This window comes from Caballeronia zhejiangensis, from assembly GCF_000698575.1.
Lineage (GTDB): Bacteria > Pseudomonadota > Gammaproteobacteria > Burkholderiales > Burkholderiaceae > Caballeronia > Caballeronia zhejiangensis.
The window spans coordinates 21038-34774 of record NZ_JFHD01000009.1 but is presented as its reverse complement, the minus strand read 5'-3'; the positions used below and the strand labels follow the sequence as shown (position 1 = coordinate 34774).

Below are 13737 nucleotides of genomic sequence, written 5' to 3'. Positions count from 1 at the left end.
TGCAGCAGCAAAGAAAGTGACTGCCGCCCCGCACAGGGGCAGTGCCAATAGACCACTAAGAAAACGGGATCCGGCGAAATCACTAGCGAAAGCGAAGAAAAACCCAAATAGGTCATTCCGCTTCCTCAAGCGCCTCCTCCCGCGGATACACCCGAACCAGCACAATCCTCGGCCCCTTCATCTTCTTCACCACGATATCGAACCGATCGAACTCCACCCGCTGCCCTTCACTGGGCAAATCGCCCAAAGCATTGATTACGAGCCCGCCAACCGACTCCGCGCGTCCTTCATCGATATCGATCCCCAACGCGCGCTCGAGCGAAACAACCGGCAAGCTGCCCTTGCCCATCAACGTGCCGTCATCCATGCGCGACCAATCGGCATCGCCCTGACGAAACTCGTCGTGAATCTGCCCCACGAGCGCGCCAAGCAGGTTATCGAGCGTGATGAAACCGATTGGCTTCGCGCCCTTGCGCCCAACGATCGCCAGATGCGGCGCGCCCTTGCGAAAGCGCCGAAACAGCTCGAGCGCCGACAGATTCGGCGCCACGTACTGCACCGGCCGCACATGACGCGAAAGCTTGTCGATCTTCCCGACCGCATCCTTCGAAAAGTTGAAGTGGATGCCACGCGCGCCGCCATCGCCTGAAAGCAGAAGGTCCTTCAGATGGATCATGCCGATCACGCGCTCGCCCGACGCATCGGCGAAAAGCGGATAGCGCGAGAAACGATGCCGCGCGATCACGGCGAGGTTGTCGCGCATCGGCAGATCATTGCGCAAGCCGACCAGCTCGTGCGCCGGACGCATCAGATCCGACACCGTCATGCGGCTGAAATCGAGCGAATGCGCGATCGTATTCCACTCGTCCTCGTTATACGAGGAGCCGCCGCCATGACGGCGCCCGCGCAGGATCAGCTTGAGCTCGTCCGTGGAGTAATGCGCGTCGTGACCATGTTCGGCCGAAATGCCGAAAAGACGCAGCACGAAGTTCGCGCTCGTATTCAGCACCCAGATGAACGGATACATCAGCCAGTAAAAGCCATATAGCGGCGTGGCAAGCCACAGGCCCACCTGTTCCGCGCGACGGATGGCCCACGACTTCGGCGCCAGTTCGCCAACGACGATATGCAGGAACGAAATGACGGAGAACGCGAAGAAGAGCGAGATCGAGTCGATCAGCTTCTCCGACTCGACGCCGAGCAGTGCAAAGAGCGGATGAAGCAGCGCCGCGAACGCGGGCTCACCGATCCAGCCGAGTCCGAGCGATGCCAGCGTAATGCCGAGCTGACATGCGGAAAGATAAGCATCGAGCTGCCCGTGCACCTTTGCGAGCAGTCGGCCAGGCAAGCCATTGGTGCGTGCCAACGCCTTGACGCGCGTGGCCCGCAGCTTGACGAGCCCGAACTCCGCCGCGACGAAGAAACCATTCAACGCGACGAGCAACAATGCGCCGATCAGCGCGACAACCTGAGCCAAAGCAACTCTCTTCGAAAGTGGAAAGCGTCAGTATATGGGTGACAGCTGATCGAAAGTCAATTACATGCCCGCGACCGGCACGCGCACCGATAACGTCACTTCGGCGTTGTCGGCGATATCGCTGTGCTCGAACGCGCCGCCATGCGCCTCCGACACGCGCTTGCACAATGCGAGGCCCCATGCGATGCGTCCGCCTTCGCGCGGCTCGAGCGCCTGACGCCGCGCGAACGCTTCGAGCACGTGCGGCGAGGCCGTATCGCCGAGCGCCTGTGCCGATGCCGTGAATTGCACGTCCGTGCGCCACATGCTGCCCTCGACGTTGCTCGACACACGCACCGTCGCGCCCGCGGGACTCGCTTCGGCGGCGAACGCGAGCATGAGCCAGAGCGTCTGCAACAGACGTTCGCCATCGCCTTCGACTTGTTCTTCCGCGAGCGGCGAATCGATGTCGATCGTCACGTCACGCGCGCGCGCGACGCCGGCACGCGCGAGCGCCGCGCTCTTTTCCAGAAGTGGTCGCAACGCGACCGGCGCGAGCGCGACCTGTAGCGCCTTGGTCTCGGCGCGCGTCGTATCGACTGATTGCTCGATGAGCTTCACCTGTTGCTCGACGCCCGAGCGAATGCCCGCGAGCGCGCGCTGCGCGGCGGCATCGTTGGCGTCGACCTTGCGCTCCAGCACATAACCCCAGCTATGAATTGCGTTGAGCGGGCCGCGCAAATCGTGCGATACGACCGACAGCACATGATCGCGCATGAAAAGCGCAGCCTCGGCTCGCAGATGCGCGATGCGATCCTTTGCGCTGGGCTCGCCGTCCGGCGCGTTCGCCGGCGATACGATCAGCGTCACGCAATCCGGGCCCGGCAGCGCGATGATCGAGAAGGCGCGCCGCGCGTCGTCTTCGCCGAAGCTCACATGCGCGCGACGCGTGCCGTTGCCTGCGAGCGCGGCATCGGCAGCCTCGGCGAGCACCGCAGTGAGCGGCCGTGGCAACGGCGTGTCGGCGAGTGCGCGGCCGTTCAGCGCGGCGGGATCAAGATCGAAGAGATGAGCGAGAACGGAGTCGGCGGAGAGGCATCGCTGGGCGGCGTCGAGCACCAGCACGCCGTCGTTTCCTGCGACGGCCGCATCGAAGGACTTGTCGCCTTCGAGTTCGACCGTACTGGAAAAAGACGTTGTCACGGTTGTGGATCCTTGGTGTATCGGTGTTGCGGTTGATGTCGCGGAAGCTGGATGCGAAGTGGCAGTGCGCGTATTGGCCTGACGAACGAGGACGCGCGAGAAACCTTGCAAGTCATTATATGTGAGCGCCTACCACGCCTGCGGCAGCGGTGCGCAACGCGCTCCGCTGCGCCGCTCGCAGCAATTCGCGTGCACGACCGATTCGGCATCATGCGCATGCGTTTTCATTCGACGCTCGCACAAGATGCTATCGGCGAACTATTGCGACACGTCATGTGTCGGAAGGGAAGGCCACGTGGTTCACGCGCCTTTCGCTTACCAGCACTTCGCGAAAATTTCAATCGAACGATCGCATCCGATCATCGTGTTACGTGTGCAAACCCACTGACAAATACGGGTTTTCCTTGTTAAATAGCTTCTGTCGCACAGACAGCGCACTCTCCGGAAGTGTACGACGGTCCGGAACCGGCGCATTTCGTTCAACTTCAGCGCGCTTGATGCCAGGCCAAGGCACAAGTGCGCAGACCTCTTTGGCCCGCGCCGCATTGACGGCAATACGTACGAGCGAAACTAATCGCTTCATGCGTTGTCACGCAATGGCCCGCCCGTAACGGGCGAGCATGCAGGGTTCGTAGCCCTGCGTCATAGTCATAAAATCAAGCTGCGCTAAAGCCGGGGAAAAACCGTTCAATGGCTTCATTTCGAAAGAACTTCACGATATTGATGACGCTGCAGGTATCCACATACCTCGCACCGTTGCTGACGCTGCCATGGCTCGCACGCGTCCTCGGCCCCAGCGAATACGGACGCCTTTCGTTCGGCCTCGCCTTCACCGCATACTTCATCTCAATCACCAATTACAGCTTTTCGCTGACCGCGACGCCGAAGATCTCGATCAATCGTCAGAGCCGCGAAATGCGCTCGAAGCTGTTCTGGGAAACCATCGTCACGCAGGCCGCGCTTGCATTAGCTGGCTTCTTCGTTGTCATCGCGCTGACGTCGGTCGTACCTTATCTGCAAGAGAACCGCGAGTTGCTTCTCATCGGCTATGGTCAGGCAGTCGGTGCAATGTTAATTCCGACGTGGTACTTTCAGGGCATCGAAGATCTCGGCATGTTGAGCCTGTTCGTATTCATCGGACGTGCCCTCAGCATTCCTGCGATGTATCTCTTCGTGCGCGAGCATGACGATGTCCATAAAGCGATGGCCGTCAATGCTCTGGTGCCGCTGCTGTCGGGCATCGCGATTTGCACGTACCTTTATCTGCGGCGCGAGCTCGACTTCGTGCGCGTGTCGCTCCGTACCATCGTCGTTCGTCTGAAGGACGGATGGAGCGTATTCATGGCGACGTCGATCGTCGACATCTATGCATCGAGCAACATCGTGCTCCTGACATTTATTTCGGGTAATGTTGCAGCAGGTTATTTCGCCGCGGCCGACAAGCTGATCCGTGCCGCGTTGAACATGCTTCAGCCGCTCAAGACCGCAGCCTATCCGCGCGTGAGCTTTCTCATGCATCACGCAAAGGATGATGCGTTTGCATTCCTGCGCAAGATGTTCGTCGTGCAAGGCCTGATCGTGTCGCTGATCTCGGTGTGCATCTTCTTCGGCGCGCCGCTTGCAGTAAAACTCTTGTATGGGCCGAAGTTCTTGCCTACCGTAGAGGTGTTGCGCTGGATGGCATTCGTGCCGTTGATGGTCGGCCTGACGGATCTGTTCGGTGTTCAGACGATGCTGCCGCTCGGCATGAAGGCACAGTTCAGCCGCGTGCTGATGGCCTCCGCGGTACTGAATTTCAGCTTGCTTGCCGTGCTGGCGAAGCTCTTCGGCGAGCAAGGCGCGGCGGCTACGGTGCTGATCGTCGAGACGCTGGTTGCTGCGGCCATGGCCTTCACGCTGCATCTGCAAGGCGTGCCGTTGCTCAAGCGTCAGCGCCCGATCGCGGGAGGAAGTGCCGGGTCTGAAACGACGTGAACCCTATGGGGAAATACGTCGTAGCTAATAAGCTTTCCCAGGCTGCATATTCGCTTTTCCATAAATGTGAAACTGGCGTGTTAAAAACAGTAACAAGTGATTCTAATTGGTAACGCATTTATCGAATCACGCGCTTTAACAAAGCTTTGTTTTGCACCCGAAGAGCGCAGCGGATGCTTTCGACTTGCGCTCTACTCCAAAGTTGCATTTAAGTATGTGAGTCAACGAACCGACCTATGCAGGTCGAGTCGTTATCTTAATGGTATGAGCAGCATTTAATTAAGAGAGCCTGCAGAATGGAAACAGAAGAAATGTCGGTCGAGCATGTACAAAGGCTGGCCGATCAGGCCGAGAGCCTGCGCATGCAGTCGGTCGCGGTACCGCTCAAGGATCTGCAGATCCTTCTGCGGATTTGCGAGACGGCGATAGCTCAGCAGAATGCTGCGGCCGCCAAATAAGCTTTATTTTCCGTATTTGTCAGCACGATTTCGCTGACTTCACGATGTTTCCAAAAAAGACCGACATCGGGGCGCCCATCCGACCAAAGCTGATTGGTCCGGGAGCTTGCGGCAGGTAAATCCAGGCTTGTCATCAGGCTTGACGGGGCTCTTGGCATCCCCGTGCGCAAGGAACGAGTAATGCTATGCCGGATCTCGTGTGTGCTTTTCGGACGCGTATTCAAATCGTGCGATTAGTACTCGCCACGCATATCCCGGCTTTTTGACGCGTTCCTCGAAGTGGCCATAAACCGCCGCTTCGGATGCGTTCGCCCTGCGTGAACGTGTCACGTCATTTTCCATAACGACTAGACCATTCCTTCTCATTGCGTATCGCCGCGGGCGCTCGGCGCAACGCCATTCGAAGAGTTGAATATGAAAGAGATCGTCCATATCACCGAAGCCTTCGGCGGCGGTGTACTGTCCATGCTGACGCAGCTTTCCAATCGCGCGGCGGCCGCTGGCGTCGGCGTAACGATCCTTCATTCGATCCGGCAAGAAACACCCAATAATTTCGCCAAGCTCTTCCATCCGGCAGTAAAGCTAACCTACGTCAGCATGTTCCGCGAAGTGAGCGTGAAGAATGACCTGACGAGTCTCTGGAGCCTCGTCCGCAAGTTGAAGGAGTGCGATCCATCGGTGATCCATCTGCATTCGTCGAAGGCGGGCGTTCTCGGACGCGCGGCCGCGCGCATCGCCGCGCCGCGCGCACGCGTGTTCTATTCGCCGCACGGTCTCGCGTTCCTGCGCCGCGACGTGTCGCCCGCGAAGCAGTTTGCTTATCTGAGCTTCGAGCGCATCGCCGCGAAGCTCGGCGGCACCATCGTCGCGTGTTCGAAAAGCGAGCTCTCCGAGATCGAAACGAAGATGCATGCGCGACGTGCCCGCATGATCGAAAACGGCGTGAACGTTCCGGAGATTCCGCCGCGCGTCGACACGAACGCGGGCGGCATCGTCATCGGCATGAGCGGCCGTGCGATGTTTCAAAAGAACCATGAAGCGTTCGTGAAGCTCGCGAGCGAGTTGTCCAACCCTTCGGTGCGCTTCCTGTGGATCGGCGGCAACGAAACCGAATTGCCCGCCGGCACGCCCAAGGATGCCGTCGCGTGCAGCGGCTGGGTCACGCGCGATCGGGCGCTCGAACTCACGGCTGGGCTCGATATCTATGTGCAGACGTCCCGGTGGGAAGGCATGCCTATCGCACTCATCGAGGCGCAGGTCGCGGGCATTCCCGCCGTCGTCACCGATGTGGTCGGCAATCGCGATGTCGTGCAGCACGGCGTGACCGGCTTCGTTGCATCGAACATGGAGGATATGGCGAAGTACATCGCGATGTTGCGCGATGACCCGTCGTTGCGCGCACGCATGGGGGCCGCAGCGAGAGCATCCGCAAGCAAGCGCTTCTCGATGGACGCGATCTTCCGTCAATGGCTTTCGATGTACGAGTTCGGCTCCGACAAGCCCACGCGCGAACCGCTCGGCGCGAACGAGGTTGCATCGTATGAAACCAGCTCCGATTCACAGTTCTGACGCCCTGCACATGGATACGACAATCGCCACGAACAAGCTCGTCTATAACGGCCGCTTCACGAGCCAGAAGACCACCGGTGTGCAACGCGTCGCGCGCGAACTCGTCGCCGCGCTAGGAAAGTTGCCGCAAGGCTCGCATGTGACGCTCGCGGTGCCGCCGCAGGACGGACTCGATCCCGTGCAAGGCGTTCAGACCGTCAAGCTCGGCTTCGGCAAGGGCGTCTTCTGGGAGCAGATCGTCCTGCCGCTCTTCGCGGGGCGCTCGCGTATCGTGAATCTTTCGAACTCGGGTTCCATCTTCCGCCCGAACCAGATCATCTACATGCACGATGCCGCGGTGTTCGATACGCCCGCGCATTTTTCGTGGAAGTTTCGCACCTGGTATCACGTGATGTTCTGGATTCTCGCGCGCACGTCGAGCTGCGTGCTGACGAATTCGAAGTTCTCGCGCGACCGGCTCGCGCATCATGTCGGCGTGCCGGCGGAGCGTATCGGCGTGGTGCCGCTCGCGGCCGATCACCTCGATCAGATCACGCCCGATCTTTCGGTGATCGACGAGCTCGAGCTCACGAAGCGGCGTTACGTGCTCGCCGTGAGCAGCATGAATCCGACGAAGAACTTCAAGCGCCTCGTCGAGGCGTTCATGCGTCTGAGCGATCCGTCGATCGATCTCGTGATCGTCGGCATGAAGAACGCCGCGATCTTCGGCAAGGCGCACGATCTGTCGAGCGCGCCGAACATCAAGCAGGCGGGCTATGTCAGCGACGAAAAACTGCGGGCGCTCTACCAGAATGCGGCGTGCTTCCTCTATCCTTCAATCTACGAAGGCTTTGGCATTCCGCCGCTCGAAGCCATGCGCAACGGTTGCCCGACACTCGTCGGACGCGCGGCCGCATTGCCGGAAACGTGCGGCGATGCATCGATCTATTGCGACCCGTACTCGGTCGAAGACATTTCGAACAAGTTGCGCGAGCTGCTGGATTCGCCTGAACTGAGCGAAGACCTTAGACGTCGCGGCCTCGCGCATGCCGAGCGCTTCCGGTGGACGGAAAGCGCCCGCTTGCTGATGCAGTTCATCGACAAGCCATGATGGCAACGACGTCACATCATTCCCACGCGCCCGCCGAAGCACGGCGCGCGCTTACATGAGGGCCGAATGTCGATGCGAACTCTGGTGGCTGCCGTCTCGCTCTTCGGTGCGCTGTGCTGCGCATCCGTTCTGATCTATGCGCGCAGCGGCACGTCCGACGCCTATTCCAGCAAGCACTCGGCAACGCACAAGGCGGACGCCGCGAGCAGCGCGACGCCCAGGATCGCGTGCGGAAACGGATCGACGGGTGTGTTCTACGGCATCGCGGGACATCTGGAACATCACGGCGCATACGGCACGAGCGATTACGACTTGCAGATTTCACAGCTCCGCGATCTCGGCGTCACGATGTATGCGCAGGATGTATCGAGTGAACGAAGCGCGCATATGGTGGCGGATTTCGCGCGCGCGGCGGCGAAGCAATGCATCGGCGTACTCGCGCTCGTCACGCCCTTCGAGCCGGAAAAGCGCGCGAACGAGCAGGAAACTTTCGAGCGCGGCTATGCGCTCGGCAAGACGGCGGGAAGCGTGCTGAAGGGACTCGTAACGTACTACCAGGTCGGCAACGAATACGACAACTGGTCGATACTCGGCTCGGATCGCAGCGGCGAGCATCCGCAGGACTACGACAACGCGATGTTCATGAAGGCGCGCGGCTCGATCCTCGGTCTGATCAAAGGCATACGTGAGACGAATCCCGACGCGAAGATCCTGCTGACATCGTTCAGCTGGCTGCATTACGGCTTCACGGACATGCTGTATGCGGGCACGCAGCCCGACGGCTCGCGCGGCCATCCGATTCCGCAGTGGGATATCACTGCATGGCATTGGTATTCGAACATGGGTTCGATCACGGCGGCGGGCGACAAGAAGGTCAACGTGCTCGAACGCCTGCGCGACAGTTACGGCAAGCCGATCTGGATCACCGAGTACGGCGTGCGGCCCACGCACGCGGACCCGGGGGGCTATCTCATCGGCAAGGACGCATTGAAGGGATTCGTGTCGCTCGCGAAGACCTACAACATCCAGAACGTGACGTTGTACGAGCTATACGACGATCAGCGCTTTGGCGGCGATGGCAACTACGGCGTGATCCACGATGACGGTAAAACGCGCAAATCGCGCTTCAATACGGTGCGCGACTTCATCAAGGCCAATCCGATGCCATGAAACCGCAATCTATTCGTGTTACGAATGAAGTATGGGCGGAACTTGCGATTATCGCGTGAAAATGGGCTTGCGCAACGGGGGACCCCACCCTTATGACGCCCGCAACGTTCGCTACATAACAGACGCATGCAGTTTGTGTCCGGAAGATAGATTCAGCACCGTTTTTTCCGGACTCAACGTATCGTTTTACAGCAAGCGATTCGTAGGGCTTCGCGAGTTTCATCCGCCGAATCCCGAGACGCGGTTCCGAGGCACGGAGTGTGCTTCCAAGGAATATCGCACTCCGACGAGCCGACGCGCTTCGTCACGCGAACTCGAAGCATCGCGCGCTTCGCCCGCTTTTAAGAGCCTTTCGCGTCTTTAGTCTGTCTGGAAGTTCCGACGGCCCTGCGCCGGATCAAATAACACGTAAGACGTACCGCGGACATGTCGCGCGGGCTTTCTGTTTTTTCTCGGCCCGGGAAACAACGCTCAACTTATCGACTTATCGAACTGAGGACGCGCCATTGAACACCCTCTATGTCAACTCCGGATCCTCGCGCCCTGGCAAGGACGACGGCGAATTCACCGCGGGCGACATGCTCAGGCTCCTGCGCGATCACCTTGGCATGCTGTTCCTGTTCATCGGGATCACGGCCGCGCTCGCGACCGCCTATGCGTTTCTTGCCACGCCCATCTATTCGTCGGATGTCGTGGTGCGGGTCGATCCACCTGATCCGAACGCGCTCGGCATCGCGCCGCAAAACCAGGCGCAGATGCAGCAGGCTCAACCCACGGCCACGCAGCTCGCACCCGCGGAAATCTCCGTGATGCAGAGCCGCTCCGTGCTCGAACCGGTCGTGAAGCAGTTCCACTTCGACATCAAGGTCAAGCCGGACACGTTCCCGGTGCTCGGTCAGATCGCTTCGTTGTTCGCGAAGAAGGGACATCTCTCGCCGGCATGGTTCGGCATGGACTCGTACGGATGGGGCGGCGAGTCGCTGCAGATCGGCCGCCTCGATGTGCCGCCTTCGCTCGAAGACCAGAAGCTCGACTTCGTTCTGCTCGACAACAACCAGTACGAACTCCGCGACCCCGACGGCGCGGTGCTCGTGCGTGGCACGATCGGTCGTCCGGCATCGGCGAACGGCGTGTCCATTCTCGTCAATAGCGCGCTCGGTCATCCGGGCGTGCACTTCGACGTGACGCGCCTCAACACGCTCGACGCGATCGCGATGATGAAGAAGACGATGAAGGTCGCCGAGTCCGCGAAAGACACGGGCGTCGTGCAGATCACGTTCAACGCCGACGATCCCGCGCTGACCGCCGATGTCGCGAACGCGCTCGGCCAGGCGTATCTGACGGCAGCCGTGCACGCGCGTCAGGCCAACGACACGAAGACGCTCGAATTCATTCGCGGAGAATTGCCGCGCCTCGAAAGCGATCTGCGTCGCGCGGAAAGCAACTTGAGCGCGTTCCGTTCGAAGTCGCAATCGGTGACGCCGCTCAACGAAGCGCAGGCCTATCTGCAAGGCAGCATCACGTCGATGCAGCAACTCGCGACGCTCAAGCTGCAACGCACGCAACTCTTGCAGCGTTTCCAGCCCACCAGCCCGCAAGTCGTCAATCTCGATCAGCAGATCGCGGAGCTCGAAGCATCGAACAAGCAGATTCAGCAGCGCTTCGACAGCATGCCCTCGTCCGAGCGCCAGAACGCGACGCTCACGCGCGATGCGCGCGTGGCCGAAACCATCTACATGGGGATGGTGAACAAGGCGCAAGAGCTGTCCGTGCGCCGCGCAAGCACGAGCGGCGGCGCGCATATCGTCGATAACGCGCTGCGTCCGTATCGTCCGGTGAAACCGAACAAGGCGCTCGTGATCGCCGCGGGCACGGGTCTCGGCTTTTTCATCGGCACGTTCTTCATCTTCCTGCGCCGCCACGCGATGATCGGTGTGACCGATCCGATGTTCGTCGAGCGCCGTCTTTCGGTGCCGGTACTGGGCGAAGTGCTGTATAGCCGTCAGCAGGCGATGCTCGATCACGAGATTGCCGTATCGCCCGTGGAGCACGCGCCGCTCACCTACTCCGGCGCGCAGGACGGCGGCGCGCCGAAGGCGTTGCCGCATATTCATCTGCCAGAGCACGACGCGTTCGCGATGCCGCACGTCGCCGACACGGACCGCGACGCCCGCGTGCTGGCGACGCGCTTCCCGCACGATCCGGCCGTCGAGGCGCTGCGTGCGGTGCGTACCGAGCTGTATCGCGATCTCGCCAATGCGCCGAACAATATCGTGATGCTGACGGGCCCGATTCCGTCCGCGGGCAAGAGCTTCGTCGCAGCGAATCTTTCGGTGCTGCTCGCGGAAATCGGCCTGCGCGTGCTGCTGATCGACGGCGACATGCGGCGCGGCCACATCGCATCGTTCTTCAAGCAGTCGAATCCGGGCGGTCTCTCGGAAGTGCTGAAGGGCGAACTCGCGCTCGGCGATGCGATCCGTTATGTCGGCGTGCCGGGACTGTCGTTCATGTCGTGCGGCGGCTATCCGGAGAATCCTTCCGAACTTTTGATGATGCCGGGCTTCCGCAACATGCTCGCGCGCATGAGCGATCAGTTCGACCTCGTGATCGTCGATACGCCGCCGTTCCTCGTCGTCACCGACGCGGCGATCGTGGCGAGCGATGCGGGTTCGACCGTGCTCGTGCTGCGCTCCGGCATCCAGAGCGAGGAAGAGATCGAGGAAACCGTGAAGAAGGTGCAGCGTTCGGGCGGCAGGCTCGTCGGCTCGGTCTTCAACGCGATTCCGCGACGCCCGAGCAATCGCCGCAGTTATGGTTACGCGGCGGCATATACGAGCACGTTCAAGTCGATGACCTAAACCGCGGCGCATAATCGAGCGCAGCGGATGAAGCATCGCGCCGCGTGCCTGTCACGCGGCGCTTCACGTTGTAACGGTGGAATCTGCACGGACTTCCGATGTAAGCACGTCGTCAACCGGGTCGATGAGAGAGACGCATATGAGCGGACATTTTTCATTCGGGCATCGGCTCGTGCACTGCCCGCGTTGCCGCAGGCAAGTGGGCGCGACGTTGAGCGTGTGTCCGCATTGCGATTTTCATCGCGTGCGAAAGGCGCGACCCGAGCGGCAGTTGCCGCCGCCCGTGCAAGAACCGGTCGTCATCCGGCGCGCGCCGCTCGTGTCGCTGCGTTCCGCGCTCGTGATCCTGCTCGCGCTCCTGGCGACGTTCCGGCCCAGAGTGTGAGCGTGCCGACGATCCATCCGGCAGGCGTTTTGCTCCCGATAACGAACGACAGCCCGTCATGAAGCGGGCGCATCCTACCCTTCGATGATGAAAGATAAAGCGTCGCTGACCGACCTCTACTACCGAATCTGGGCCTTCGCGATGCCGGTGACGTCGTTTCTCGTCATGCCATCGATTCAGGGCACGACGATCGGCTATCTGATGTGCTTCCTGTCCGTGCCGCTCGTGCTGCTGTTCGGCGGGCGCGCGCGCAAGAACTGGATGCACTTCGTGATCGCGGCGATCGCGGTCTGGCTGCTGATGGTCTGCACCTCCCAGCTCGCGGACGTCATGGCGCCCTTCGATCCCGACTTCAGCAAGATCTCGCTCGTCGACGACACCGATCCCCTCACGTTCATCATGCGCAAGAGCATGTTCACGCAGTCGCTTTACGTGGCGGCGGTCGTGCTCTATGCGGCGTATGTGTACCACTACTACAAGCCGACCTGGGACCAGTGGATTCTCGCGGCCGTCACGCTGCTCGCGATTTACGGCATTTACGAAGTGGCGTACTTCATCGCGACGGGACAGCCGGGCGACTTCATCTCGAACCGCGCATTCGGCGATCAGTTCGGCAAGGGCATCGTGCGTTCGGACGGCACGGTGAACGGCAGTTCTTTCCAGCAGATCGACATCAAAGGCTTTCCGATCCAGCGCTTGAAAGCGCTGACAGGCGAGCCGTCGATGTACGCCATGTCCATCTTCCCGTTCTGGGTCTACTTCAACGCGACGTCGCGCGTTCGCTGGCCGGTGTGGGTGATCGGACTGTCGCTTCTGATGACCACTTCTTCGACGGTGCTGATCGGCTATGCGGTGTATTCGCTGATCCGCGTGCGCAAGCTCGGCATCAACCCGGTGAAGGCGCTGATCGGACTTTTCGTGCTGTGCGTGATCGGGTATCTGCTGCAGGATTACATCGCCGAGCTCTTCAAGCAGATGGTGACCGACAAGCTCGAAGCGAAGACCGAGTCGGGTTCCGACCGCAGTCTGCTGTTCCTTCACTCGATGCAACTGTGGCTCGATCTCGCGCCGCTCAATAAGCTCTTCGGCATCGGCTTCGGCTATGTGCGCTCGACCGATCTCTTCTCGACGCTGCTCGTCAATACCGGCATCATCGGCACGGTCTTCATCAGCGCGTTGATGCTGTACCCCGCGTTCAAGCTCGACTGGGATCCGCGCGGCATGGCGCTGCGCCAGTGCTGCGCCGCGACCTGGACGATGATGATGGTGTCCGTGCCCGAGTTCGCCTATCTCGCGCCGTGGACGCTCGTCGCGATGGCCTATGTCCGCGTGCGCGCGCTGAAGATCGCGAGGCAGCAGATCGGCGATCAGGCCGCCGCCGCCGCGATGCATGATTCGCAAGACGGCGCGTCGATCGGCACCGCGATCGGCCGGCACGTAAGGCCGGAAATCGGCACACGCATCGGTTCGCGCTTCGGGCCGCACAGCCGTCATCTGTAATCGACGCGGCGCTTCCGGGCGCCGCCCGCTTCCCTGCGACGTTCTACAATGTCGGTTTCGACCACCGGTTCATC

The 13737-nt window shown here is 60.7% G+C and carries 10 protein-coding genes; 8 read left to right on the top strand and 2 right to left on the bottom strand.

What is annotated here, in order from left to right; all coding sequences use genetic code 11:
• Positions 1 to 112: 112 nt before the first annotated feature.
• Both BG60_RS14215 and BG60_RS14210 read right to left on the bottom strand, forming a co-directional pair.
• Positions 113 to 1477: a hemolysin family protein gene (locus tag BG60_RS14215; protein WP_008354020.1), complete on the bottom strand. Its 1365-nt coding sequence runs from the start codon at positions 1475 to 1477 to the stop codon at positions 113 to 115.
• A gap of 60 nt (positions 1478 to 1537) precedes the next feature.
• A complete protein-coding gene (locus BG60_RS14210; RefSeq protein WP_008354021.1) occupies positions 1538 to 2659 on the bottom strand; it encodes a sensor histidine kinase in 1122 nt (373 codons plus the stop codon).
• A gap of 690 nt (positions 2660 to 3349) precedes the next feature.
• Between BG60_RS14210 and BG60_RS14205 the strand changes: the two genes are divergently transcribed.
• The 8 genes from BG60_RS14205 (at position 3350) to BG60_RS14175 (ending at position 13663) form a co-directional block, all read left to right on the top strand.
• A complete protein-coding gene (locus BG60_RS14205) occupies positions 3350 to 4633 on the top strand; it encodes a flippase (RefSeq protein ID WP_033536876.1) in 1284 nt (427 codons plus the stop codon).
• 296 nt (positions 4634 to 4929) lie between these two features.
• Positions 4930 to 5091, top strand: a complete 162-nt coding sequence (locus BG60_RS38725; RefSeq protein ID WP_160172891.1) for a hypothetical protein — start codon at positions 4930 to 4932, stop codon at positions 5089 to 5091.
• A 414-nt stretch (positions 5092 to 5505) separates the two neighbouring features.
• Complete coding sequence (locus BG60_RS14200; protein WP_008354025.1) at positions 5506 to 6660, top strand: glycosyltransferase; 1155 nt, start codon at positions 5506 to 5508, stop codon at positions 6658 to 6660.
• A 10-nt stretch (positions 6661 to 6670) separates the two neighbouring features.
• Complete coding sequence (locus BG60_RS14195; protein WP_008354026.1) at positions 6671 to 7750, top strand: glycosyltransferase family 4 protein; 1080 nt, start codon at positions 6671 to 6673, stop codon at positions 7748 to 7750.
• Between the two features lie 66 nt (positions 7751 to 7816).
• The gene (locus BG60_RS14190) at positions 7817 to 8920 is read left to right on the top strand and encodes a glycosyl hydrolase (RefSeq protein ID WP_008354027.1); all 1104 of its coding nucleotides are present in this window, start codon (positions 7817 to 7819) and stop codon (positions 8918 to 8920) included.
• Positions 8921 to 9426: 506 nt separating this feature from the next.
• Positions 9427 to 11778 (top strand): polysaccharide biosynthesis tyrosine autokinase, encoded by a 2352-nt coding sequence (locus BG60_RS14185; RefSeq protein WP_008354028.1) that lies wholly within the window; start codon positions 9427 to 9429, stop codon positions 11776 to 11778.
• Between the two features lie 139 nt (positions 11779 to 11917).
• Entirely contained in the window at positions 11918 to 12163 is a 246-nt protein-coding gene (locus BG60_RS14180; RefSeq protein WP_144403777.1) for a hypothetical protein, read from the top strand.
• Between the two features lie 84 nt (positions 12164 to 12247).
• Positions 12248 to 13663 carry a hypothetical protein gene (locus tag BG60_RS14175; RefSeq protein ID WP_008354030.1) on the top strand — a complete coding sequence of 472 codons (1416 nt, stop codon included), beginning with the start codon at positions 12248 to 12250 and terminating at the stop codon, positions 13661 to 13663.
• The last annotated feature ends 74 nt before the right edge of the window (positions 13664 to 13737 follow it).